The following is a 26,335-nucleotide window of genomic DNA, read 5'->3' as shown; positions in this document are numbered from 1 at the left end:
ATATTTTGAATTTTTTGAATAAGAAGCTAGTTTTGCAAGACCAATATTATATTCATAAGTGTAAAAATTTAAAAATTAAAGAGAATACAAATAATAGTAAACATTATGTAAAAAAAGGTACAAAAAAATTTTTAGTGGTAACAATTTCTTTGTTTTTAGCGGGTTTTTCAACGTTTTCTATTTTATATTGTGTTCAACCCATTCTATTTTTATTTTCAAAAAATTTTTCTTTAAGTCCTGCGGAAAGTAGCTTATCGTTATCTTCTTCTACTGCTATGATGGCAATGGGAATGTTATTTACAGGTCCATTATCAGATAAAATAGGAAGAAAAAAGGTCATGTCAAGCTCTTTATTTTTAGCAGCTTTGTTTACTTTTTGTTGTTCGAAAATGACTAGTTGGGAACACATTATATTCATGCGAGCACTTACAGGATTGGCGTTAAGTGGTGTAGCAGCAGTAGCTATGACGTATCTAAGTGAAGAAATTCATCCTAGTACTTTATCGCTTTCCATGGGATTGTATATTAGTGGTAATACTATTGGCGGCTTTTGTGGTAGGTTATTTAGTAGTGTCCTAGCAGAAAGTATTTCATGGCAATTAGTATTAGAATGGATTAGTGTTTTAGCTTTTATTTTTTCAGTATTATTTTTGATTTTTTTGCCACATTCTAATAATTTTCATTCAGTTTCTTTACATCCTAGAAAAATTTTTATGCATTTTTTATTGCAATGGAAGCATCCTGTTTTGTCTAAATTATTTTTAATGGGATTTTTTTTGATGGGGAGTTTTATTACAGTTTTTAACTATATTGGATATAGATTATTATCCAAACCGTTTTTATTGCATCAAAAAACTATTAGTATTTTATCAATTATTTATTTAATAGGCGTATACAGTTCTCCTAAAGCAGGCATGCTTGTTGAAAAATATGGAAAAGGTATCGTATTAATAACATCTTTAACGATGATGATTTTAGGTCTTTGTATTTCCCAATGGAATGAAATAGTTTTAATTTTTTTGGGTTTATTCTTATTTTCAGCTGGATTTTTTGCAGCACATTCGGTTACTAGTACGTGGATTGGTCAACAAGCAAACAATAATCGATGTTATGTTTCATCTATTTATTTATTCTCATATTATTTAGGATCTAGTGTTTTAGGCACGATAAGTGGAATTTTTTGGGTAATAAACGGATGGATAGGAATTTCAGTGTTTATAATTATTGCTTTATGTATTGGAATGGTATTAGCAATTAAACTAAATAGAATAACTTATAAAGTTAATATGAAATAGATATTAAAATATTATTCTAGTTTTATATTGTCTTTTTTGAAGAATTATAAAAATTTTTGAATTAATAATTAATTGATTAATATTTCGATAATTTTATCTAAAATAAAATTTTATAATAATTGCATGTGTTATATCTTTCTTAATCTATCTTTTTCACAGATAATGAATTGAGTTTATATCTTTAAAATGGTTTAAAGATTATGCCATATTTTTTTTCGCATTTTGATTATGATAGTATGTTAGCTATTTTTGCCTTTTCAATAATTTTGTTATATGAAGTAATTAATGGTTTTCATGATTCTGCTAATGCCATAGCCACTGTAATTTATACTCATGCACTTAGCTCAGAATTAGCAGTGATAATTTCTGGGATATTTAACTTTTTAGGAGTGGTATTTGGAGGGCTGAGTGTAGCTTATACAATTGTACACCTTCTTTCAATTGATTTATTGCTTAATATTGATTCTTCATACGGTTTAAAAGCTATTTTTTCTATGTTATTTGCTGCTATTTTATGGAACTTATGTACATGGTTGCTCTACTTACCAATTTCTAGTTCTCATACATTAATTGGAACTATTATTGGAATTAATATTACTTATGCTATAAGTAATCACTTATCTTTAATAGACATTTTTAATGTAAATAAGTTATCAAACGTATTTTTATCTTTAATTATTTCTCCTATATTAGGGTTAATAGTAGCTGGTACGTTAGTTCTTGTTTTAAAGTATTTTTGTAAGATTAATCGAAAAAATTATTATCTTGATATTACTCCAAAAAATTATGAAAAATGTACTAAAAATATTAGTCCTCCATTTTTAATTAAAATTATATTAATTTTATCCTCTATTGGTGTGAGTTATTCGCATGGAGCAAATGATGGTCAAAAAGGAATTGGATTGATTATGTTAGTGTTAATATGCATTTCTCCATCAGGATATTTTGTCAATTTAAATGCGTCACAAAATGATATTGAGAAAACTAGGAATTCTATTTTTGATTTAGAAAAATATTATATTCATAATAAATTAAATTTAAAAGTTAGTTTAGACACAATGACTACTCATATAAAAAATTCAAATTTAGTATTGTTTTCAGCATCTCCTGAAGAAAAAATATTAAGTATTTTTCATAATTCATGTAAATTGTTAAAAAATGCACTTGATTATAAAGAATTAAATGTTGATCAACGTTATATATTGCGTCAATCGTTACTTTATATTACTGAATTTATAGAAATAATTAATCAATACTCTTCCATTCAGTCTGATGATAAAATTTTTTTAAATAATTTAAAAGAAAGTTTATTACATACTATTGAATATGCACCTATATGGATTATTACATTAGTAGCATTATCATTATCTATTGGTACTGTAATAGGATGGAAAAGAATAACAATTACGTTTGGAGAAAAAATTGGAAAACAAGACATGACATATGCACAAGCTATATCATCTCAATTAACATCTGCTATTTCTATAGGTACAGCAAGTTATACGGGAATTCCAGTATCAACAACTCATATTGTTTCATCTTCTATAGCTGGATCTGTATTAATTGATGGATATGGAATACAAACTAGTACTATAAAAAATATAATTACTTCTTGGATATTGACTTTTCCTGTTTCTATTTTGTTATCTAGTATTTTGTACTGGATTAGTTTAACATTGTTTTAATTAATTAATTAGTTAATTAATTAATTAACTATTTTTATAAAATATGTTTTATCATTATGTAATTTTGGATAAATATTATAACATTTAAATATTTGTTTAAAGTTTCGAAATGATCAAATATTTTAAAAATGTTTTATATAATAATTACATGTTAGAATATTGTAGAAATATTTGTATCTTTTTTAAAATATTTAATTCGAAAAGAATAGTTAAATTGATTTAATTAATTTAAATTTTTAAAATTATTGTTTAACTTTTATTATAATATTAATGATATTAAAAGTTTTATGTTAGAAAAAATCTAATATATACTAAGATATATTTTAAAAACGAACTAAATTAGACAGATTGAAGAATAAATTTATAATAAATAATATTTGATGTTATAATTTATGAAAGATGTTAAGATTAAAAATATAGATTTTAACTCTTTTTAAAGTGAATTTAATTTATATAGATATTTTAAATTGGTTATAATGAAATTATAAATTGTTAATAATAGCATTAAAAATATAATTAATAATATTGTTTTATTTTTAATAATAGTATTAAATGTCACTAACTTAGTGGATGAAAATAAGATATGTTATATTTATAATAGTTAATTGTTTTTGAAATGTTAAAAATATTTTTTGTAAAATGTTATACAAAACTTGACTAAAAAGTTAAATTAAAGTAAAAAGAATTAATAAAAAAAAGAGGACGTAATATTATGTCATCAATTTCAGTTGTAGATGGTATACAACTTTCAGATGTGAATAAAAGCACACTCCCTCAAGGTACTTCAATAGAAAAAAATCAAGATAATGACATTTATTCTACTCCTGAATCGAGTCATATGGTACAAGTTTTCTCTTTTCAAGATAAATTAAATGTTGTGTATCCTGTTTTTCCTGACGATCAAACTATAGATTTTTCAATGGATCCCGCTGTAATGGATAATTACTCATTAACAGATGAGGATTCGAATAAAATAGAAAAATTGAAAGGTTTTGCTTCGTTTTTTATACCTGTTTATACTTTTTTTAAAAATGTAACACCAGAGTTTACTCTTCCAGAGGCATTAAATTTTAATTTTACTCCTATAACACATTTTTTTGATGCGTTACTGAGTACAGTATCAGATACTTGTGTATCGATATATGATACTGGAGAGCGAGTTTTTAATGCAACTATTAAATTCATAAAAGATACAGGAAAATCTGTATTTGATGCTTCTGTTGATTTTGGTAAAAGTGTAATATCTACGGTTACTGGATTTTACGACAGTATTACCTCTAGTTCAGATCACAATAATACTGAAATTAAATCTAATAATATAATATCAACAGATAATGCTATTCAGACAAGTGAACAAGCAATTGAAGATAAGGATTTAAAAAAACCTTATTGGTTTACTTTAAAAACGAACGGTGATAAATTTCATACATCTGTAGGTCAGAAATTTCAAAATCATTTTAATGAGTTAAGTAAGACTGTAAAGTTAAATGATAGTTTTCTTTTTGAAGGAGAAAATTCTGTATTACAGGTTAATGGACAAAAAATTTCTAAACGTTCTCCAGAGGATATGTTAACTAGTTTTAAATATGCGATACCTAATTTAGAATCAAGACAGTTAATTTCTTCATATTCTCATCTTGATTTATTTTCTCAACCATATATTGAGTTATTTTCCGAACGTCCAGAATTAGCTGATTTGAAGTTGAAAGATATGAATGTTTCTTATGTTGTAGATGAGTTAAATAATGGAACATTTCAGTTAGTTGCTACTAGTAAGTCACAGTTAGATTCTAGCTATAAACTAGATGGTAATACATATGATTCATTTGGAGTACAAACATCAATGATTCTTTCTAAAGACCATGCTCCAAATATAGAATATGCATACTTTTTAATGTAAAATTAGTTTTGTTTGTTAAACAAGTATTTGGGTATGTAAGTAATCATTATTGTTTTATCAATAAGCCGCATAATTATTGAAGTATATAAATTTCATTATTTATATACTTCATTTTTAATTTAATATTAAATTGTTATTAATTTTACATATGTTAATTCGAATTAATAACGTTTTATGTTTTTATATTTTTTTAGTAAAGCAAAGCGCACTAAGTTTGGAACATAGTTATTTACGCTTCCTCCATATTTAGCTATTTCTTTTATTAATGATGAAGAAATACAAGAATATTGTGGAGACGGAAAAAATAAAATGTTTTCTAGTTTTGGATATAGCTTTTTATTTATGTTAAACATATTGAGTTCATTTTCAAAATCTAAACTAGTTCGGATGCCTCTAATTATATAATTTATTTTTTCGAATTGAGCAGTATGAACTAATAAATTATTAAAACTAATAATTTTTTTAATATTTTTAAATTTTTTAGTGGTGTTTTTTACTAATTTAATACGTGTTTTTATATTAAATAATGGTTTTTTTTCAATATTTTCAAAAATTGCAATTACGATAAAATTGAATATTTTTTCTATTTTAGCTATAATATCTAGGTGTCCGTATGTAATTGGATCAAATGTTCCAGGATAAATTACTTTTATTTCCATTGAGTGTATTCACAAATTAACTGATATAATTAAATATATAGGAGTTTAAAATGAATTTTAATAATATTTTTAAATTGATTATGATTAATTAATGTACGTGTATCATATGGTTTAATTTCTAATGTTTTTTGATTGACGTTATCATTTTTGGTATGTTTCTTTTATTTAAATTATAATACGCTAATAATCATACTTATAATATTTATTATTGGTTTTTTATTATAAAACAATATTAATAAAAATTTTATATAGGTAATATTAATAATATTATTAATTTTAAAATAATTTACTTAGTTTTTTAGTGATAATATCGTGTTATTACCAATAAGTTTCACTAGTAATTTGGCCGGGATTACTTCTGAGGTTTTTTTTCATATTTCTTTTTTCTATAAGAAAGTTTTTTGTATCTTTTATCATTTTAGGATTTCCACATAACATAACATGACATGTATTTTTATTAATTTTAAATCCTAATTTATTTTCTAACGAGTTATTTTCTAATAGCTTAGGAATTCTTCCATATAGTGAGAAATTAGTTGTTTCTTTACTAATAATAATTTGTACATGCAATTGTCCATTATATTGTTGTTTTAAGTTGTTTATTAAAGGAAGATATACTAAATCATTACGATATCGAACTGCATAGACTAATATAATATTTTTAAATTTATTAGTTCCATTTTGATGTTGTAATATAGATAAATAAGGTCCAATTCCTGTGCCAGTAGCGAACATCCATAAGTTTTTACAGTATGGAATTTCATTTAAAATAAAAAATCCTGATGATGTTTTTTTAATCATTATTTTATCTATATATGATAAGTTATATAGTTTTGGAGTTAGTTTTCCTTCAGGTATGAGTACTATATAAAATTCTAAGTTTATGTTTTCAGGAGCATTAACATACGAGTATGCTCTTTGAATTTTTTTTCCATTTTTTTTTATGTATGCTAATTTGGAAAATTGACCAGGAATAAAAGGATAAATAGATGCATTTAAAATTAGACTAAACAAATTGTTTTTCCATTTTTTTATTTTAATTATCTTAGCTGTAGTCCAGTCGTTCATATTAAATATCCTTCTGATATTCTACTATTTTAATTTTAAAAATTGTTTAGTTTAGGATTTATTTTTTAATTAAATATACATTATTAATACAATAATAAAATTTAGTTGAATTTTTGAAATTAATGTTAATTATTTAAAGATGCTATTAAAGATTAAAATATTGATATCTTTGTATTTTTAATAAGATAGCATATTTTAGAATTATTTTGAAATTTACTTAAATTATTCGCTAAAATTAATAAAGGTTATTTATATTATTAAAAAACTATACATTTTATTACTATTTATAGTAGCTATGTATATTTAGTTAAAATTTAAAATAAATTATATTTTAATATATATTTAAAACTATTTACTTTAATTGACAATGTATTAACATATTAAGTTCATTAAGTTATTAAAGTTTATAAATATTGTGTATTCTATAGTATGGAATGTTATGTGTTGCAATTAGTTGAAATAAATTTTTTATTTTCAATAATAATATAACCGGCTATATTAATAGTAAAATGTAACGTAGTAGTTTTTATGTTTTAAATTTAACATATATAGTAAAATTGGAATCAATAACATGAATGAACATCTTAAGAGAATGGATGTTTTAGAAATTGAAGCATTTTACCAGCCAAACCCAACAGCTATTTTTCATCATATTTGTCGTGAAAAAAATAATACGTTACTTTTAGAATCCGCTGAAATTAACAAAAGACATAATGTAGAAAGTATGATGATTATAGATTCTGCATTGCGAATCTCAGCGTTAAATCAAGTAGTTACATTAGAAGCGTTAACGAAAAATGGGATAAGTTTGCTTCCTATTTTTAAATCCTTGTTACCAAAAGAAGTAAAAATATTATCTGATGGTCGTTTTTTAAAAGTTGAGTTTCCTTTAATTTCTAGAAGTTTAGATGAAGATAAAAAATTGCATGCATTGTCTGTATTAGATTCACTAAGATTTTTAATAAACAGTGTAAAAAATAATAAATTCTCTAAATCTATGTTTTTTGGAGGTTTATTTGCATATGATTTAGTATCTAGTTTTGAAGATTTACCAAAATTAAAAACTACTCAATCCTGTCCTGATTTTTGTTTTTATCTAGCTGAAACATTACTAGTATTGGATCATAAGAAAAAAACTTGCTGTATACAATCAAGTTTATTTTCTTCAGACTTATTTGAAAGAGATAGATTAAGATGTAGATTGTTAGAAGTAAAAAAACAGCTATCTCAACCTTTGTCTCCATTAAGACCTATTAAATTTAAGAAAATGACATTAATGTGTAATAAAACTGATCAGGAATATATTAACGTCATTAAAAATATGCAAAAATCAATATTGATTGGAGAGGTTTTTCAAGTTGTTCCTTCTAGGTGTTATTATTTACCATGTATTGATTCATTAGCAGCCTATGATATTCTAAAAAAGAATAATCCTAGTCCGTATATGTTTTTTATGAAAGACGCTTATTTTACATTATTTGGAGCTTCTCCAGAAAGTGCTTTAAAGTATGATACTTCATCTAGACAAATTGAAATTTATCCTATTGCAGGAACTAGACCTAGAGGAAGGAAACTAGATGGATCATTAGATTTAGATTTAGATAGTAGGATAGAACTCGAGATGAGAACCAATCATAAAGAGTTAGCTGAACATATAATGTTGGTAGATTTAGCTCGTAATGATTTAGCAAAAATTTGTGACCCAGGTACTCGATACGTAGCTGATTTAACAAAGGTAGATCGATATTCTCATGTTATGCATTTAGTTTCAAGAGTAGTAGGAAAATTGAAATTTAATTTAGATGTATTTCATGCGTATCAAGCATGTATGAATATGGGAACATTGAGTGGTGCCCCGAAAATTCGAGCAATGGAATTAATTGCTAGTGCAGAAGGAGAAAGAAGAGGAAGTTATGGAGGATCTATAGGATATTTTACTGCTTCAGGATCGTTAGATACGTGTATTATTATTCGATCTGCATATGTTGAAAATAATATTGCTACTGTTCAAGTTGGAGCTGGGATAGTATTAGATTCTATACCACAATCTGAAGCAGATGAAAGTAAAAATAAAGCTCAAGCAGTATTACAAGCAATAGCTGAATCACATTCTTGTCATATAGAGTATTAAATAATGAATAACGATATATTTTTATTGGATAATATTGATTCATTTACTTATAATTTAGTAGATCAACTTCGAATTAATAATCATAATGTTATTGTTTATCGCAACACAATTTCGATTAGTATTGTTTTAAAAAAACTATCTCAAATGCATAATCCAATTTTAATGTTATCTCCAGGCCCAGGAAGCCCCGAAAACGCAGGTTGTATGCTAAAATTATTAAAATTAATTCGCGGGAAAATGCCTATTATTGGAATTTGTTTGGGACATCAAGCTATTGTAAAAATGTATGGGGGTAATGTAGAATATGCTGGAGAAATATTACATGGGAAAGCTTCTTTAATTCATCATGATGAAAGAGATATGTTTTTTGGTATGCCTAACCCTTTTCCTGTAGCGCGATATCATTCTCTTGTTTGTAGTAATATCCCTAAAATATTAACTGTTAATGCTTATTATAAAAAAGTAGTAATGGCTGTTCGAAATAATAATGAAAGAATTTGTGGTTTTCAATTTCATCCTGAATCTATATTAACTACTCAAGGTTCAGAATTTTTGAAGAAAACAATAGAATGGACTTTAAGGTAGTACATAAATTATAAATTTTATAATGAATACTAAGACATTTTTATAAAATAATTATACTTAATTAAGTTGAATATATTAGTTATTATTAATTTTTTAAATTATATTATAATTTTATAATTTACAATTATTTCATGTATATTTTTTATAAAAATATCATAATTCAAATAGTTAAATTATGAAAAATATATTTATAAATAGTTTTACATTAATAAAGTATATTTATTAAATATTATACAATGTACTTAAATAAAGTTCTATAAGATTGTTTAATTGAAATTTAAAAGTTATTAATAATTATTTTTCAATTTTTATAAAAAACAATTTTTAATAATTTTAAAAATAGTGAATTATTATTTAAGATAAAATTTTTGATTATTATTTTAAATATATAGTATAAATAACATATAGTTTAGTAAAAAATAAACATTTTATATTAATTAAGGTATAAATTAATGATTTTTGAAACTTTTTCAAAATTAGAAGAAAAAATACAACAAGCTATTGACACTATTTTGTTGTTACAAATAGAAATCAAAGAATTAAAAGAAAAAAATGATAATCAAAAACAAGAAATTGATACAATATTATCAAATAAATTACAAGTAGAAGAAGATAATAAAAAGTTAAAAGAAGAAAGAGATATATGGAAAGATATGTTAAATGGATTGTTAAATAAAATTAACAACATATAGTATTTATAATGTTGTTTATTAAAATTATTTTTAGATAATATATTTATATATAAATTCTTGAAAAAACGTTCTACATGATATTTAAAAATTTAAAGATAATTTTACTAAAAATAATATTTTATAAATATATTTCTATGAATATAACAAGTCTTTCCTATCTTTTTAAGATAGGAAAGTAATCAATTCTGTGCACAAAAATAATTTATGCGAATTATTATAAGATAAATCGATTAAGATCATTATTTAAAATTAAATTATCTAAATGTTTACTAACATATTTTTCATCTATATTGATAATTAATTCCTTTTCGTTATCACTTGCGCTAAATGAAATATCTTCCATCAAATGTTCTAGCACAGTGTATAGTCGACGAGCTCCAATATTTTCTATAGATTCATTGACTTTCCAAGCTGCTTCAGCAATATGACGAATACCTTCTTTAGTAAAGTTGATGTTAACTTTTTCTGTTTTCATTAAAGCTTTATATTGTACAGTGATTGATGCTTTGGGTTCTGTTAAAATTAATTCAAAATCATCTATTGTTAGTTCTTGTAATTCTACTCGAATTGGTAATCGACCTTGTAATTCTGGAATTAAATCTGAAGGAGTAGAAACTTGAAAAGCCCCTGATGCAATGAATAAGATATGATCTGTTTTAACCATACCGTGTTTGGTAGATATAGTACAACCTTCAATTAATGGTAGTAAATCTCGTTGTACTCCTTCTCTCGAAACATCAGGTCCTGTTGACCCTCTATTTTTACATATCTTATCAATTTCATCAATAAATACGATTCCATGTTGTTCAACTGCATAAATTGCTTCTTTTTTGAGTACCTCTGAATTAATTAGTTTAGTTGATTCTTCTTCTATTAATAATTTCATAGCATCTTTAATTTTTAATTTTTTTACATTTTTTTTTCTTCCTCCTAAGTTTTGAAATAACGATTGTAATTGATTAGTAAGTTCTTCCATTCCTGGTGGTGCCATAATTTCTACCCCCATAGGTGTAGTAGAAATATTTATTTCAATTTCTTTTTCATCTAACTGTCCTTCTCTTAATTTTTTTCTAAATAATTGGATAGCTGCGTTAGGTTTATTAGGAGTTTCTGATTTTTCCCATTTTTTTTCGATTGTAGGAACTAAAACATGTAAAATTCGTTCTTCAGCCATTTCTTGTGCTTTTTGTTTATTTTTTTTAAAAGCTTGATTTCGTATCATTTTTATAGATAAATCTGTTAAATCTCTTATAATTGAATCAACTTCTTTTCCTACATATCCTATTTCTGTAAATTTTGTAGCTTCTACTTTAATAAAAGGGGCATTTGCTAACGTAGCTAAACGTCTAGCAATTTCCGTTTTTCCTACTCCAGTAGGGCCGATCATAAGAATATTTTTTGGCGTTACTTCACGTCTTAATTCTTTATTTAGTTTCATTCGACGCCAGCGATTTCGTAAAGCAATTGCTACAGCACGTTTTGCTTTTTCTTGGCCGATTATAAATCGATTAAGTTCTTTAACTATTTCGCGAGGAGTCATATTTGACATAAAGATAATCCTTACTTTTCCGAAGTTAGTTCTTTGACAGTAAAAATATCATTTGTATAAATACAAATTCTAGCAGTAATTTTAAGTGCTATTTTTACAATTTGTCTTGCAGTAAGAGAAGTATGTTCTAACATTGCTTGCGCTGCGGCTTGTGCATAAGGTCCACCTGAACCTATTGCCATTAGGTTATTTTCTGGTTGAATTACATCTCCATTTCCTGTAATGATTAATGATTGTTTTTTGTCTGCTACTGCTAATACAGCTTCAAGTTTGCGTAATATTTTATCGGTTCGCCAATCTTTTGCTAATTCAATTGCAGCTCGTTGTAAGTGTCCTTGATACATTAATAATTTTTTTTCAAATAATTCAAATAATGTAAATGCATCAGCTGTACCTCCAGCAAACCCTGCTATTACTTTATCGTGATACAATGTTCTTACTTTTTGAACATTACTTTTCATGATAGTGTTACCTAATGTCGCTTGTCCATCTCCACCAATAACTACTTTTTTCTTAAGGCGAACACTAAGAATTGTTGTCATGAAATATAATCCTTATATGAAATTTAATAATTTTAAATGTTACTAGTTAAATTTCTAAATTTATTAGAATAATATTAAAATTTTTGTTTTATTACGTTAATATGTGGTATTTAAGTTGTATATCTGTTAAAGATATAACGAAAATTTTAGTTTATAGTTTTCTATTCGTAATATGTTTAAATTTTAGTATTAAAAATTATGGTAGTAATAATAAAACAATTTTTATTTTACAAATGATTAAAAGTTAATTTTATTCCGTAACATCGATATATTATGTTAGTTTAATTGATATATGAATATTATTTTATATTTTAAAATTAATAGTAATGTAGCATTTATTCATCATTTTTTAATTTATATATATATTTCCATTTTTCTTTTGGTTGTTTTGGAATGCTATCAGTTGTTATTTTTGAATTTTTAGATTTCATATAGTTAATATTGTTTTGAAATATTTTTTTTCCGACGAATGTGTTAATTAATACCATGATTAGTAATATTAAAATGAATATTAACATGGCAATTGTAATAGTACTATTATTTTTATTAATACTTTTTTTTAAAAAAGTGTATTTAAATTTTTCATAGAATATGAAATCTTTATTAATCATTGTCGTTTTAGAAGATATGATTATATTTAAATGAATATTATTTTATTTTTAATTGTATAAAATACAAAATAAATTGTAAGTTCATAAAGGTTATATGTATTTAATAGTTAGAAATCTTTATATTTTGAAATTTAAGATATAGAGAAAATTAGTAATTTTAATATATATTAACAGTATATTTACTTAAAAAAAATAATTTTTTATTTATTATCATTAATGTTATAATAATAATATTAGAATTTTTTAGACGTTTCATAGAAAAACTTTATATTATAATAGTTTTAATAATAGATGAAATTGGAAGGATTTATGAAAAAAAATATTCATCCTAGTTATTCTAAAATATTAATTACTTGTTCTTGTGGGAATTTAATCCAAATTTTTTCTACTTTATGTAAAAATGTGAACATTGATGTATGTTCTAAATGTCATCCTTTTTATACTGGAAAACAAAGGATAGCAGATACTGGTGGTCGCGTTGAGAAGTTTAATAAAAAGTTTCAAATGAATACCAATAAATAATAAGATTGCATTTTTAAAAATATGTGCTTTAAAAATATTTTAGACAATTTAGTATTGGAACATATAGACTATATAAAATTTAATTCATAAATTTATGTAATAATTAACTAACATTATAGGATAGTTATTATAAATATAAAAAAAATATTCTCATAATATTTATATGTTTTTAATAGCATTTTTTAAAAAATGTTTTAGTGCTTTTTTTGTTATTGTTTTCAAAAAAATGTTTTTTTAGTCCAAGATATATAGAATTAACTAAGATTTGTTGATAAAATTTATTATTTAATTTTCTTTCCTCTGTTCTATTACTTATGAATCCTGTTTCTATTAATATAGATGGAAAATGAGGTGATTTTAGTATTCCAAAGCTAGCATATTTAAGATTAATTTGTTTTAAAGAACTAGTATTTTTTAGTTCTTTTATAATTGTTCGTGCTAGTATATTTCCTAATTTTTGTACACAATTAAATTTTAAATTTAAGACAGATGTTTTTGAGCGTAAATTAATGTTCTTTTTTTTTGTATGTATCATTATTTTGCTAGTTCTTTTTTTTGACCAGTTAGTTATTTCAGAATTTATTCCTCTCTTGGATAAAACCCACATTGATAATCCAGATAATTTTGAGTTTTTTGACGAGTTAGTGTGAATTGAAATTAATAGATTAACGTTGTTTTTGTTAGCAATATTAGTTCTTTTTGAAATAGACAAATAATAGTTTCCATTTCTTATCATTATGACTTTAAATAATTTTGATTTATTTAATTTATACTCTAATTTTTTAGAAATTTTGAAAGCGATATTTTTTTCTTGAGTTTTATTGATTCCAATAGCTCCAGGATCTTTTCCTCCATGTCCAGCGTCTATAGCAATAGTAATTATTTTTGTTTTTTTTTAATGTAAGATTTTGTATAAGAAATATTTTTTTTGTAATATTTATTATATTGAAGTTGATTGATGAATAGGTGTTTAAATAAAAAATGTGTTTTTATAATGCAATCATTTTTATAAAAAAATTTTGTGTAAAATATGAGAAAATTGATGATTACATAAAGTTTTTTTAGTTATATAATTAGACTTATAAATGTGATAATTATTATTTTTTATGTAATTAGTTAATGTATTTTGAGAAGCAAATAAAGAGTTTAAAAAGATTAAATTAAACAAAAATATTATTGTATAAAATATGTAAAAAAACATAATTATTTCCTGAGTTGTATTATTTTCGTAAAGCATACAATACCTATAATAGAATTTATAAGTAATATTTTAATGTGTTTTAAATATAAAACATTTAAAATTTTTGTTATATTTAAGACATTTTATATATTTTGGTAAAAGTATAATTATGAATCATTAAGAAAATGTATAAATCTTTTAGTAATTCAATGTTACGTGTTTAACTATGTAGTTATATAGCTATAAATATAATTATACAATGATTTTTTTAATTAAAATTAGCGGGAAACGAGATTCGAACTCGCGACTTCAACCTTGGCAAGGTTGCACTCTACCAGCTGAGCTATTCCCGCATCAATGTAAACTGTATTATAAAAATAGAAAAAATTCAAGTATTAATTTTATATGAAGAATAAAATATGTATAGATGTTATTTTATAATGATTACAGTTTAATTTTTAGAAAATATTTTTTATAATATTTTAATTCACGAATAGATTCATATAAATCGTTTAGTGCTTGATGATTATTACTTTTTTTTAAATTTTTATATAGTTTAAAATTCCATCGTATTATTAGTTCTTTTATTGTACTTACGTCTATTTGTCTATAGTGAAAGTATTTTTCTAAATTAGGCATATATTTAAATAAGAATTGTCTATCTTTACTAATGGAATTTCCACACATTGGTGATATATTTTTTGGAACCCATTTTTTTAAAAAAGAAATGGTTTTGATTTCGGCTAATTTTTCGTTATATGAACTATTTTTTATTCGGTTTATTAAGCCGTTTTTTGAATGAGTATTATGATTCCATTGATTCATTAGTTTCAATTGAGTATATTTTTGATTAATAGCTATGATTGGCCCGATAGACAAAATTTTTAAGTTAATATCAGTTATTAGTGTAGCAATTTCTATAATTTTATGTTTATTTGGATTTAATCCTGTCATTTCTAGGTCAATCCATATTAAATTATTTTTATTCATATATTTGAATTATGTTTTATTTTAAATAGAGTAAGTAGTTAGATTTTATCTATAATATAATTGTTTTTGTTAAAATAGGATGTAAATATTTTTAATAACGATTAATTTTGTCTATTAAACATTTTAATTTTTTGGGTCTATATATGTAGAAATATTTTAGTGATTTCGTATATTATGTAATTTTAATATTTAATTTGATATTTTACTGTAGATGTAACTTGATAAATCCTATCTAAAATAAGTATTATAGAATTTAAAAATTTTAAGATGTTTAACTTTTTAGTTATTAGTGTTCGCGAACATTATTGAAATTATGTAGCTTTTTGAATGATCTTTATTTATTTGAAGTGTTTAATATTAATTTAAAATTAAATAAATCATTTTAAAATTTTATTAATATATTTAAAGTTTATTTATGATTATAAACATTTAGATGATTCTATTTGAATAGTAGACATTTCTATATTTGTACAATTTTTAATTTTTTAGTTAAAATATAAATCTAATTAGTTTAATTATAGATCAATAATTATATAGAAATGTTTAATATATATTATCAAATAATTATAGTTTAGGTTAATTATAATTTATCATAACTTACAATATAATTAATATTATATAGCTATATACATATAATAAAAAAATAGTTTTTGAATATTTATATATAAATTTTCAACAATATGTATTAATACAATAAAGTTTTAATATGATAATTTTTAAAATTTTTAATTAAAGAGAGTTGCTATGAAAAATATTAATCCTATTGATACTAGTTCGTGGAAAAGTTTAAAAAAGCATTTTTATGAAATAAAAGATATACATATGAGGGACTTATTTTATCAAGATAAGGAGAGGTTTCATAAGTTTTCAATAAATTTTAATAATCAAATATTAGTAGACTTTTCTAAGAATAGAATAACTAGTGATACACTTTTAAAGTTACTAACTTTAGCGAAAGAAGTAGATTTAACTAGCGCTATTCGAGCTATGTTTAGTGGAGAAAGAATTAATCTAACTGAAAATCGAGCTGTATTACACACAGCATTAAGAAATAGTAGTAATATTCCTATAATTTATGACAATAGAAATATTATGATTGATATAAATCAAATGCTTGAAAAAATGAGATATTTGTCAGATTTGATTATTAATGGACAATGGAAGGGATATACAGGAAAACCAATTACTGATGTAGTAAATATTGGTATTGGAGGATCAGATTTAGGTCCTTCTATGGTGGTTCAAGCATTAAGTGCTTATAAAAACCATCTAAAAATGCATTTTGTTTCTAATATAGATGGATCGCATATTTCTAGTTTATTTAAATTAATTTCTCCAGAGACCACGTTGTTTTTAATTGTTTCTAAAACGTTTACTACACAAGAAACAATCATTAATGCTACTACTGCTAAGGAATGGATGGTTAAACACTTTAGAACAAATAAATTTTTAGATCAACATTTTATTGCGATATCTACTAATATAGATAATGCTATAAAATTTGGTATTAAGTCAGACAATATACTTATATTTTGGAATTGGGTAGGTGGTCGATATTCATTGTGGTCTTCTGTAGGATTTTCTATAGTACTTTCTATCGGATTCGATAACTTTTTACTTCTTTTAAATGGTGCATATGCAATGGATCAACACTATTTAAATACAGATTTAAGTAAAAATATACCTGTCTTATTAGCATTAATTGGTATTTGGTATAATAATTTTTTTTTATCAGAAACAGAAGCTATTTTGCCATATGATCAAAATATGCATCGTTTCCCTGCTTTTCTTCAACAAACTAATATGGAATCTAATGGTAAAAATGTGGATAGAAATGGTTATTCTGTACGTTGGCAAACAGGACCTATTGTTTGGGGAGAATCAGGTACTAATGGACAACATGCGTTTTATCAGTTACTACATCAAGGTACTAAATTAATCCCATGTGACTTTATTGCTTCTATATGTCCTAATAATCATAATTTAATTAATCATCATGTACAATTATTATCTCATTTTTTTTCACAAACTCAAGCTTTAGCATTCGGAACATATAATAGTACAATACAAAAGTTTAAAGATAATAGTAAACAGTCAAAAGAGTTATTTCATGTATTTCCTTATAAAATGTTCGAAGGTAACAGACCTAGTAATTCTATTTTATTATATAAAGTTAATCCTTATAATTTAGGATCATTGATTGCTCTTTATGAACATAAAGTATTTACACAAGGTGTGATATTTAATATTTTTACCTTTGATCAATGGGGTGTTGAATTGGGAAAAAATCTCGCGAAAGTTATTTCTTCTAGTTTAATGAATAACTCTAAAGAAACAAAATATGATTCTTCTACTAATGGTTTAATTAATTTTTATAAATCTTTACGTTAGTTTTATATATATATTTGATTGTATTACTAAAATAATGTTTATAACGTCTTATAAGTATAAAGTATTTTAAATTTATAGTACTTATTTTATGTTTTGATACATTATTATAGTAATTTTATAAAATAATTTTAAGTGTAATGTTTAAAGTTTAATTTTGTTAAAATATATAATTGAATTTTTGAGAATATAGTAAATAATACTGACTAAAAGAGTTTTGATTCGCTATTAATTTTTTAAATTTTAATTTTTAGTGGCATAATTTTTATAAGAATATTTAATTTTTTAATATAAAACATTTATTTATAATAGTTGATCAAATTACGTAAATATATCTTTTTTAATTTATTTAATAGAATTATTTTAATATTAAGAAATAGTGTTTATATGCCCATTTTAACATTTTAACATTTTATATTTTATGTTTATATTTTAAAAAATAGTTATTTTTATAAATTTAATTAATGAAGTAAGGGAAAAAAGTATGTCAATGTTAATAAAAGTTAAAATTCAAAATATTGGTCGATTTTTAAGTAAAATGATTATGCCAAATATTAGTGCTTTTATTGCATGGGGATTAATTAGTGGATTATTTCTTAATTCTGGATGGATTCCAAATAAAAATTTAGAAAAAGTAATTAATCCAATGGTTATCTATCTTTTTCCAATTTTGATTGCTAGTACCGGTGGGCGATTAATAAATGGAAAAAGAGGAGCTATTGTCGGAAGTGTAGCTATTATTGGTGCTATTACTAATACTACTTTGCCAATGTTGTTAGGAGCTATGATAATTGGCCCGCTAGGTGGATGGATTATTTTTTGGTTTGATAGAAGTATTAAAGATAAAATTTCAAGTAGTTTTGAAATGTTAGTAAATAATTTTTCAGCTGGAATCATTGGAATACTATTGTCAATAGTATCTTTTTTCATTATAGGTCCAAGTATTGAAAGATTTTCTAATATTTTAGAATATGGTGTTCATTTAATGATTGAAAACAATTTTTTACCCTTGATTTCAATTATTGTTGAACCTGCAAAAATATTATTTTTAAATAACGCTATTAATCATGGTATTTTTTCTTCTTTAGGTATGCAAGAAGTAGATATATTTAATAAATCTTTATTTTTTTTAATTGAATCAAATCCAGGTCCTGGAATTGGTGTATTAATGACATTATTATTTTTAGAACATAGTAATAAAGATATTAAATATTCTTTAAGAAATGCTATTATTATTCAATTATTAGGAGGAATACATGAAATATATTTTCCTTATGTATTACTTAATCCAAAATTAATTATAGCATTAATTTTAGGTGGAATGACTAACATATTTGTATTAATGTTATTTAATGGTGGGTTAATGTCAACTGCTTCTCCAGGATCTATCATATCAATTTTAGCTATGACTCCAAAGGGTTTGTATTTTGTCAATATTTTTTCAGTGATGTCGTCTTTTTTAGTGTCTTTTTTAGTATCTTTTTTAATATTAAAAATTTTTAATGTAAAGCATAAAAAAACTGTGGTAAAAATACCAGAAAAAAGTGTAAAACAAGGTTTAGAGTTTCGTTCTAATGTAATGAAAAGTGATAGTAGATTTAAATTTACTAAAAAAATTAAAAAAATAATTGTTGCTTGTGATGCTGGAATGGGTTCTAGTGCAATAGGTGCGGGAATATTAAAAAAAATATTACAAGATTTAAATATTAACCTTGTTGTTATTAATTCTGCTATTGATTCTATTCCTAATGATGCTGATTTAGTTATTACTCATAAAAATCTTACTGAAAGAGCAATAATGCAACACCCGCAATCTATTCACATATCTTTGAATAATTTTTTAGATAATAAGTTTTATAAAAGATTAGGAAAGCAGTTAGTTGAAAATAATATTTATAATATTGAAAATAACTATAATAATGAAATTAAAGTACGAAAAGAAATTTCAAAACCTCAAAATCTGTTTTATTTTACTAAAAAAAATATATTTTTAAATCAAACTGCTAAGAATAAAGAAGAAGCTATTAAATTTATAGGTATGCAATTAGTAAATCAAGGATATGTAAAAAAAGAATACATTTCAGCGATGTTAGAAAGGGAAGAAATGATGTCTACATGGTTAGGAGAATCCATAGCGTTACCTCATGGTACTATACAAGCAAAAGATTCTATATTGAAAACTGGAGCAATTTTCTGTCAATTTCCAAAAGGCGTACATTTTGGAGATCATCCTGATGATATCGCTTTTTTAGTGATTGGTATTGCAGCTCGTAATAATGAGCATGTAATGGTAGTAAGTAATATTACAAGTATTTTAGATAATGGTAAAATAATTAAAAATTTATCTAATACAAATAATGTAAATGATATATTAAAATTGTTTTCGTAGCACATTGTATAATAAGTATTAAAATTCGATAAAATTTAGAAAATAAATATTTTTATGATTAATAAGAATATTATTTTACGTAATACATTTCATATTGGAAATAATAATGAAAGCATTACATTTTGGCGCTGGAAATATCGGTCGAGGATTTATTGGTCAAATATTAGTACATTCAGGATTTGATTTAACTTTTTCTGATATTAATCAAGAAGTTGTTGATGCTATTAATTTATATCATGAATATGATATTGAAATATTAGGTAGTAATTCTTATTTAGATAAAATTAAAGGAATAAAAGCTATACATATTAATCATCCTGATATTTTATCTGTTATAGCAGAATCAGATATAATTACAACAGCAGTAGGAGTCCATGCTATTCGTTCTTTAGCAACTTTACTTGCAAAAGGAATAGAATATAAAATAAAAATTGGAAAAGATAATTTAGTAAATATTATTGCATGTGAAAACTATTTTCGTTGCAGTTCAATGCTAAAAAAATATATCTTGAGTATTTTATCGAAAGAATATCATAGATATTTAGAAGATAACATTGGATTTGTAGATTCAGTAGTAGATAGAATTGTATCATTTGATAAGATAGGAAAAAATAATATATTGTTTGTAAAAGTGGAACAGTTTAAAGAGTTAATATGTGATATAAATCAATTTAAAGGTAATATTCCTAATATTATTGATATGCAACTTAGTAATAATTTAGATGCTTATAGTGAAAGAAAACTATTTACATTAAACACTGGACATGCGATTACTGCATATTTAGGTTTATTACATGGATATACTAATATATATACTTCTATTTCAGATCAAAATATATTTGATGTTGTACATGGTGCAATGAATGAAAGTGGAAATGTATTAACGTCTCGACATAATTTTGATAAATGTGTACATAATCGCTATATTAATTCGATTTTGTCTAGATTTAAAAATTCTTTTTTAATTGATGATGTTATTAGAGTTGGTAGAAATCCTTTAAGAAAATTGCATAATGATGATCGTTTAATAAAACCTCTTTTAGGAACTTTAGAGTATCGATGTTCTAATATTAATTTAATAAAAGGCATTTCAGCTGCATTGTGTTATACAAACGTATATGATAATGAATCGATACAATTAAACTATTTAATTAAAAATAAAGGAATTAATTATATTTTGTCAAAAATTAGTGGGTTGGATCTAAAATTACCTATTATTAATTTAATTAATAAGTATTTTTATTTATTTAAAATGAATTGTATATAATCAATAATTTTAATATTAAGATTGAAAAATATGTGTAAATAATTTCATTTGTTAATTTATCTATATTTGTAGGTTTATTTATGATCTTTAATTATAGTGTATTTAGTTTTTAATTATTTTTGCATTTAAAAAATATATGTTGAATTTAATTAATGATTTTAAAAATTAATAATTTTGATTGTCTAAAATGTAGTGTGTATTTATTTTAGTATTATTAATAAAATGATCGGAGTTATATTAGATTTATAATATTTTTAATATTTACTATAAAAATATAATTTAAAATAATGTAGATTTCTTTATTTAAGATTCGTTGAATATTGGTATGATACATAGTAAATTACATATAGTTAATTTGATGTATAATTAACGTAAAATTTGGGAATATTTAACTTCATATTAGTATATTATTTGATTAGAAGAAATTATTTTGTAAAATATTTAGAGTAATTACTATTTTGGATTTCGTAATAAGAATTGGTTATTGTTAGTTTAATATTTTAATTAAAATTCTTTTTGTATCTTTTTTTAAAGATAAATTAAATAAAATACTTATTAATTATGAATATAAGAATATAAACGTTTAAAATTTATATATTTTGTTTATATTAATAGTTGTATGGTTTTAACAGTTTTATTTATTATATTTTTTAATTAAGTAAAAGAAGCATATTTAAAAATTGTTTGAGGTTTCTATATTTTACATTAAGAAATTAATATTAAATGTATTAAATATTAATTTAATATTTTTAAATATAAGTGTTTCAAAATTTATATGCAGTATATAAATTTTAACGTTAATTTATTTATTATTGTTGATAAAGAGATTCATAATTTTTTATTATAATTTTAAAAATACAAATAGATTTTAAGAAATTTGAGAAATTTAGTATGTTGTTACACTTTAATACATTAAATTTAAAGTTATCATGTAGATAAATTTTTTAAAATAGTTATTAATTCAAAATAATAATAATTATTATTCTAATTATTGAATTTACAGAAAAGTATTTGGCTTTAGTGTAAGTTATAGTTAAAGTTAACAATATTGCAAAATTCTAAATTAATACATTTTAGTATTTTGTTTTATTATTTAAAATTTTTTTAGTTAAATGTAAATTTTTATAAAACGTAATTTTATAACGTTGATTCAAGCTAGTTTTTAATATAACTAGATTATATTTTATTTGTTTTATTTTAACAAGATTTAAATAATATTATTTAAAATGTATTAAACTATTTAATTTAAAATAAGAAATTAACATGGTTAATATTAATTATAAAAATGTAGATACTATTAAAATTAATATTTTATATTGGATAATTTATAAATTATATTGTTATTATTAGAATTTGAAAATATTACACAAAATCTAAAATACCTTTATTTTAATTTTTTAGAATCTATTGATGCTGACATGATGTTAAATTTATAAAAATATGATTATAAAGCTAAAAACTCCATTAGTAATATTTTTGATGGGTCCTACTGCATGTGGAAAAAGTGTTCTTGCAAAAAAATTAAGGAAATTGATTCCAATTGAGTTGATTAGTGTTGATTCAGCGTTAATTTATCGTGGAATGGATATTGGTACAGCAAAACCTACAAGTTTAGAGTTATTACATAATCCTTACTATTTAATAAACATTAAAGATCCTATAGATGTATATTCTGTAGGTGAATTTCAAAAAGATGTTTTTGAATCGATAAAACATATTTTTTCTTTAGGGAAAATACCTTTGTTAGTTGGAGGAACTATGTTTTATTTTAAAATATTATTAGAAGGATTACCTAAGTTGCCTCCTTCTAATCATAGTGTCCGTTCGTATTTATATTCAGAAAATAAGAATAAAGAATTTTTATATAATAAATTAAAAAAAGTTGATTTTGAATCTTCAAAAAGAATTCATCCTAATGATTTTCAAAGAATTTTAAGAGCTTTAGAGATCTTTTATGTATCTGGACGAACATTAACCGAATTAACAAAGTTTAAAAATTATCAATTTCCTTATAAAGTTGTTCAATTTTCAATTCTTCCAAAAAGTAAAGAGTGGTTAGTTAATAATATATGTTTTCGATTTAGAAGGATGCTATCGCTTGGATTTCAAAATGAAGTTGAAGGTTTATTAAATCGTGGAGATTTAAATGTTAATTTGCCTTCTATGCGTTGTGTAGGATATAAACAAATGTGGAATTATCTTATAAAACAATTAGGTTATGATGAAATGATATGCAAATCAATTGCTGCTACTAAAACACTAGCTAAAAATCAATTAACGTGGTTAAAAAATTGGAATAATATAAATAAATTAATAAATAATGATAATTTAGATGATTTGTGTAATCAGATAGTTAAAGTTCTTAAAGCTTCATAATTTTAAAAGTTAGTGTATACTTTAATATTATTTTAAAGATCTTTTTTATTTTATGATTTATTAAATTTTTATATATTAATTTAATTTTTATACGATTTTAACTATTTAACTAATATATGGTAATATTATTTCATATATAATTTATATATTTATATAATTGTTTATATTAAAGTTAAAACAATTTAATATTATGTAAAATAATTTATCTAGAACTTTTCTTTAGTTTTGCAGTAATAAAACAATATATGGAGATAAGCATGGTCTGGAATCAGCCTAGTAATGATAAACCTGAACTAGATCCTTGGAGCGATAAAAATCGAAATTCAGAAAATTCTAAAAATAAAAAGAATGGAATATTTACTCTTATTGAGTTAAAAAAATTTTTTTATTTTTTAAAAATGAAAACAAAATTATTTTGTAATCATTCAGGATCATTTAAATGCGTTAAAAGTCCTATAATATTAATTTTTTCAACAATTTTTTTATTTTTTATAGTTAATGGTTTTTACACTATTAAAGAAGCAGAACGTGGTGTAATTACACATTTTGGAAAGTTTAGTCATTTAGTAGAACCTGGTTTAAATTGGAGACCTGTTTTTATTGATCAAGTAATTCCTATAAATGTTAAATCAGTAAAAGAATTAGCTACATCTGGTATTATGTTAACATCTGACGAAAATGTTGTACGAGTAGAAATGAATGTTCAGTATCGTATTACTAATCCATCACAATATTTGTTTTCAGTAACTAATCCTGATGATAGTTTAAGAGAAGCTACTGATAGTGCATTACGCGGTGTTATAGGTCATTCTACTATGGATCGAGTATTGACTGAAGGCCGTACTATAGTAAGAAGTGATACACAAAAAGAAATAGAAAAAACAATAAAACCATATAATATGGGAATTACTATATTAGATGTAAATTTTCAAACTGCTCGTCCACCTGAAGAAGTAAAATCTGCATTTGATGATGCTATTGCTGCTAGAGAAAATAGAGAACAGTATATCAGAGAAGCAGAAGCATATGTAAATGAAGTTCAGCCAAAAGCTAGTGGTCAGGCACAACGCATTTTAGAAGAAGCAAGAGCTTATAAGTCTCGTATAATATCAGAAGCACGAGGAGAAGTAGTAAGATTTTCGAAAATATTACCTGCATATAGAGCTTCAAAAACGATTACTGTAAAAAGATTATATATTGAGTCTATGGAAAAAATATTTAGTAATGTTAAAAAAATATTTATTAATAACAATACGTTATTGTTATCTTTAGATAATTTGTTTTTTAAAAATAATACTTTTTTAAAGCGTGATAATTATAATTTTAGTAAAAAAAACGTTTCTATAAAACACGTTCCTACTTTTCCAAAAGAAAATAAAAGTAATGTAGTTTCTAATGTACCATCTAAAAATGTGATAGATAAAAGAAAAACACATTCTATTAGAGCTGATTTTCCAAGAAAAGGACGTGAGTAAAATATGAATAAAGTATTTACAGTAACATTTAGTATAATATGTGTCTTTTTATTTTTATGCTTATTTATTGTTCAAGAGGGACAAAGAGGTATTGTATTGCGATTTGGAAAAGTATTACGTAATAGTCAAGATCAACCAATAGTTTACGATCCCGGTTTGCATGTTAAATTTCCATTAATTGATATAGTTAAGATGTTAGATTCTAGGATTCAGACTATGGATAATCAAGCAGATCGTTTTGTTACGAGAGAAAAAAAAGATTTAATTGTTGATTCTTATATAAAATGGAATATTAGCGATTTTAGTCGATATTATTTAGCTACAGGAGGAGGTGATATATCTCAAGCAGAAATATTATTAAAGCGTAAGTTTAGTGATAGATTACGTTCAGAAATGGGACGACTTAATGTAAAAGAAATTGTTACTGATTCTAGAGGAAGGTTAACTACTGATGTAAGAGATGCTTTAAATACTGGAAGTATAGATTATGCTTTTGATAATGATGCAAAACAAAATGAATATATGATGTTAGATAAAAAAAATAACAAATATAGCAAAATATTAATTAATACTAATAGTATGACTGAATTAGGAATTAAGGTTATTGATGTGCGTATTAAGCAAATTAATTTGCCTATTGAAGTGTCTGATGCGATATATAATAGAATGAGAGCAGAACGTGAAGCTGTAGCTAGAAGTCAACGTTCGAAAGGTCAAGAAGAAGCAGAAAAATTGAAAGCTTTTGCTGACTACGAAGTAACTAAAGTATTATCAGAAGCACAACGCAAAGCTTTAATTATAAGAGGTGAAGGAGAATCGGAAGTGTCTAAATTATTTTCTAGTTCTTTTAATCAAGAACCTGATTTTTATAGTTTTATTCGTAGTCTTCGAGCTTATGAAAAAAGTTTTGAGAGTGGACAAGATATTTTTATAATTAATCCAGAAAATAATTATTTTTTTAAATATATGAAAAAGTTTCAATAATATATTAATTTTTATATAAAATAATATATTCATATTAAATTTATACA

20 protein-coding genes and 1 tRNA gene are annotated in these 26,335 nt (G+C 23.3%); 13 read left to right on the top strand and 8 right to left on the bottom strand.

Translation table 11 applies throughout. The features are described from left to right. Positions 1 to 14 precede the first annotated feature (14 nt). The 3 genes from UAT33_02770 to UAT33_02760 all read left to right on the top strand — a co-directional run bounded on the left by UAT33_02770 (position 15) and on the right by UAT33_02760 (position 4,880). Positions 15 to 1,295, top strand: coding sequence for an MFS transporter (locus UAT33_02770; protein XBC43841.1), 1,281 nt, complete (start codon positions 15 to 17; stop codon positions 1,293 to 1,295). 200 nt (positions 1,296 to 1,495) lie between these two features. After that, positions 1,496 to 2,980, top strand: coding sequence for an inorganic phosphate transporter (locus UAT33_02765; protein XBC43840.1), 1,485 nt, complete (start codon positions 1,496 to 1,498; stop codon positions 2,978 to 2,980). Between the two features lie 712 nt (positions 2,981 to 3,692). Then, complete coding sequence (locus tag UAT33_02760) at positions 3,693 to 4,880, top strand: hypothetical protein (GenBank protein XBC43839.1); 1,188 nt, start codon at positions 3,693 to 3,695, stop codon at positions 4,878 to 4,880. A gap of 161 nt (positions 4,881 to 5,041) precedes the next feature. Here UAT33_02760 and coaD read toward each other — a convergent pair whose 3' ends face one another. Both coaD and UAT33_02750 read right to left on the bottom strand, forming a co-directional pair. Continuing rightward, positions 5,042 to 5,539 (bottom strand): pantetheine-phosphate adenylyltransferase, encoded by a 498-nt coding sequence (gene coaD, locus UAT33_02755; protein ID XBC43838.1) that lies wholly within the window; start codon positions 5,537 to 5,539, stop codon positions 5,042 to 5,044. Between the two features lie 318 nt (positions 5,540 to 5,857). Further along, a complete protein-coding gene (locus UAT33_02750) occupies positions 5,858 to 6,607 on the bottom strand; it encodes a ferredoxin--NADP(+) reductase (protein XBC43837.1) in 750 nt (249 codons plus the stop codon). A 571-nt stretch (positions 6,608 to 7,178) separates the two neighbouring features. On the opposite strand from UAT33_02750, the gene UAT33_02745 reads away from it, so the two are divergent. The 3 genes from UAT33_02745 (at position 7,179) to zapB (ending at position 10,015) form a co-directional block, all read left to right on the top strand. Next, complete coding sequence (locus tag UAT33_02745; protein ID XBC43836.1) at positions 7,179 to 8,738, top strand: anthranilate synthase component 1; 1,560 nt, start codon at positions 7,179 to 7,181, stop codon at positions 8,736 to 8,738. A 3-nt stretch (positions 8,739 to 8,741) separates the two neighbouring features. Beyond that, the gene (locus tag UAT33_02740) at positions 8,742 to 9,323 is read left to right on the top strand and encodes a gamma-glutamyl-gamma-aminobutyrate hydrolase family protein (protein XBC43835.1); all 582 of its coding nucleotides are present in this window, start codon (positions 8,742 to 8,744) and stop codon (positions 9,321 to 9,323) included. 452 nt (positions 9,324 to 9,775) lie between these two features. Further along, positions 9,776 to 10,015, top strand: a complete 240-nt coding sequence (zapB, locus tag UAT33_02735) for a cell division protein ZapB (GenBank protein ID XBC43834.1) — start codon at positions 9,776 to 9,778, stop codon at positions 10,013 to 10,015. Positions 10,016 to 10,229: 214 nt separating this feature from the next. Here zapB and hslU read toward each other — a convergent pair whose 3' ends face one another. The 3 genes from hslU to UAT33_02720 form a co-directional block, all read right to left on the bottom strand. Continuing rightward, positions 10,230 to 11,564 (bottom strand): HslU--HslV peptidase ATPase subunit, encoded by a 1,335-nt coding sequence (hslU, locus tag UAT33_02730; protein XBC43833.1) that lies wholly within the window; start codon positions 11,562 to 11,564, stop codon positions 10,230 to 10,232. A gap of 11 nt (positions 11,565 to 11,575) precedes the next feature. Next, positions 11,576 to 12,106, bottom strand: coding sequence for an ATP-dependent protease subunit HslV (gene hslV / locus UAT33_02725; GenBank protein XBC43832.1), 531 nt, complete (start codon positions 12,104 to 12,106; stop codon positions 11,576 to 11,578). 335 nt (positions 12,107 to 12,441) lie between these two features. Next, a complete protein-coding gene (locus UAT33_02720; GenBank protein XBC43831.1) occupies positions 12,442 to 12,717 on the bottom strand; it encodes a hypothetical protein in 276 nt (91 codons plus the stop codon). A gap of 309 nt (positions 12,718 to 13,026) precedes the next feature. On the opposite strand from UAT33_02720, the gene rpmE reads away from it, so the two are divergent. Continuing rightward, the gene (rpmE, locus tag UAT33_02715; GenBank protein XBC43830.1) at positions 13,027 to 13,239 is read left to right on the top strand and encodes a 50S ribosomal protein L31; all 213 of its coding nucleotides are present in this window, start codon (positions 13,027 to 13,029) and stop codon (positions 13,237 to 13,239) included. 169 nt (positions 13,240 to 13,408) lie between these two features. On the opposite strand, the gene UAT33_02710 is transcribed toward rpmE, so the two are convergent. From UAT33_02710 to orn, 3 genes are all read right to left on the bottom strand, one after another. After that, the gene (locus UAT33_02710) at positions 13,409 to 14,107 is read right to left on the bottom strand and encodes an N-acetylmuramoyl-L-alanine amidase (GenBank protein ID XBC44121.1); all 699 of its coding nucleotides are present in this window, start codon (positions 14,105 to 14,107) and stop codon (positions 13,409 to 13,411) included. A gap of 592 nt (positions 14,108 to 14,699) precedes the next feature. Then, positions 14,700 to 14,772: transfer RNA gene (locus tag UAT33_02705), tRNA-Gly, on the bottom strand. 91 nt (positions 14,773 to 14,863) lie between these two features. Next, complete coding sequence (gene orn / locus UAT33_02700) at positions 14,864 to 15,409, bottom strand: oligoribonuclease (GenBank protein ID XBC43829.1); 546 nt, start codon at positions 15,407 to 15,409, stop codon at positions 14,864 to 14,866. A 744-nt stretch (positions 15,410 to 16,153) separates the two neighbouring features. Between orn and pgi the strand changes: the two genes are divergently transcribed. The 6 genes from pgi (at position 16,154) to hflC (ending at position 26,288) form a co-directional block, all read left to right on the top strand. Then, entirely contained in the window at positions 16,154 to 17,800 is a 1,647-nt protein-coding gene (gene pgi, locus UAT33_02695) for a glucose-6-phosphate isomerase (GenBank protein XBC43828.1), read from the top strand. A gap of 481 nt (positions 17,801 to 18,281) precedes the next feature. Next, a complete protein-coding gene (locus UAT33_02690; protein XBC43827.1) occupies positions 18,282 to 20,186 on the top strand; it encodes a PTS mannitol transporter subunit IICBA in 1,905 nt (634 codons plus the stop codon). A gap of 106 nt (positions 20,187 to 20,292) precedes the next feature. Continuing rightward, complete coding sequence (locus UAT33_02685) at positions 20,293 to 21,453, top strand: mannitol-1-phosphate 5-dehydrogenase (GenBank protein ID XBC43826.1); 1,161 nt, start codon at positions 20,293 to 20,295, stop codon at positions 21,451 to 21,453. Positions 21,454 to 22,932: 1,479 nt separating this feature from the next. Then, complete coding sequence (miaA, locus tag UAT33_02680; protein XBC44120.1) at positions 22,933 to 23,829, top strand: tRNA (adenosine(37)-N6)-dimethylallyltransferase MiaA; 897 nt, start codon at positions 22,933 to 22,935, stop codon at positions 23,827 to 23,829. A gap of 257 nt (positions 23,830 to 24,086) precedes the next feature. Then, complete coding sequence (hflK, locus tag UAT33_02675; GenBank protein ID XBC43825.1) at positions 24,087 to 25,304, top strand: FtsH protease activity modulator HflK; 1,218 nt, start codon at positions 24,087 to 24,089, stop codon at positions 25,302 to 25,304. A 3-nt stretch (positions 25,305 to 25,307) separates the two neighbouring features. Further along, positions 25,308 to 26,288, top strand: a complete 981-nt coding sequence (gene hflC, locus UAT33_02670) for a protease modulator HflC (protein ID XBC43824.1) — start codon at positions 25,308 to 25,310, stop codon at positions 26,286 to 26,288. Positions 26,289 to 26,335: the final 47 nt, after the last annotated feature.

This window comes from Buchnera aphidicola (Floraphis choui) (genome assembly GCA_039830045.1).
Classification (GTDB): domain Bacteria; phylum Pseudomonadota; class Gammaproteobacteria; order Enterobacterales; family Enterobacteriaceae; genus Buchnera_B; species Buchnera_B aphidicola_AX.
Note: the sequence above shows the minus strand (reverse complement) of the source record. Positions and strands in the feature narration are given on the sequence as shown.

Coding starts and splice junctions, on each gene's coding strand:
- UAT33_02765 (XBC43840.1), top strand. CDS start 1,496: ATGCCATATTTTTTTTCGCATTTTGATTATGATAGTATGTTAGCTATT.
- UAT33_02760 (XBC43839.1), top strand. CDS start 3,693: ATGTCATCAATTTCAGTTGTAGATGGTATACAACTTTCAGATGTGAAT.
- coaD (XBC43838.1), bottom strand. CDS start 5,539: ATGGAAATAAAAGTAATTTATCCTGGAACATTTGATCCAATTACATAC.
- UAT33_02750 (XBC43837.1), bottom strand. CDS start 6,607: ATGAACGACTGGACTACAGCTAAGATAATTAAAATAAAAAAATGGAAA.
- UAT33_02745 (XBC43836.1), top strand. CDS start 7,179: ATGAATGAACATCTTAAGAGAATGGATGTTTTAGAAATTGAAGCATTT.
- UAT33_02740 (XBC43835.1), top strand. CDS start 8,742: ATGAATAACGATATATTTTTATTGGATAATATTGATTCATTTACTTAT.
- zapB (XBC43834.1), top strand. CDS start 9,776: ATGATTTTTGAAACTTTTTCAAAATTAGAAGAAAAAATACAACAAGCT.
- hslU (XBC43833.1), bottom strand. CDS start 11,564: ATGTCAAATATGACTCCTCGCGAAATAGTTAAAGAACTTAATCGATTT.
- hslV (XBC43832.1), bottom strand. CDS start 12,106: ATGACAACAATTCTTAGTGTTCGCCTTAAGAAAAAAGTAGTTATTGGT.
- UAT33_02720 (XBC43831.1), bottom strand. CDS start 12,717: ATGATTAATAAAGATTTCATATTCTATGAAAAATTTAAATACACTTTT.
- rpmE (XBC43830.1), top strand. CDS start 13,027: ATGAAAAAAAATATTCATCCTAGTTATTCTAAAATATTAATTACTTGT.
- orn (XBC43829.1), bottom strand. CDS start 15,409: ATGAATAAAAATAATTTAATATGGATTGACCTAGAAATGACAGGATTA.
- pgi (XBC43828.1), top strand. CDS start 16,154: ATGAAAAATATTAATCCTATTGATACTAGTTCGTGGAAAAGTTTAAAA.
- UAT33_02690 (XBC43827.1), top strand. CDS start 18,282: ATGTCAATGTTAATAAAAGTTAAAATTCAAAATATTGGTCGATTTTTA.
- UAT33_02685 (XBC43826.1), top strand. CDS start 20,293: ATGAAAGCATTACATTTTGGCGCTGGAAATATCGGTCGAGGATTTATT.
- miaA (XBC44120.1), top strand. CDS start 22,933: ATGGGTCCTACTGCATGTGGAAAAAGTGTTCTTGCAAAAAAATTAAGG.
- hflK (XBC43825.1), top strand. CDS start 24,087: ATGGTCTGGAATCAGCCTAGTAATGATAAACCTGAACTAGATCCTTGG.
- hflC (XBC43824.1), top strand. CDS start 25,308: ATGAATAAAGTATTTACAGTAACATTTAGTATAATATGTGTCTTTTTA.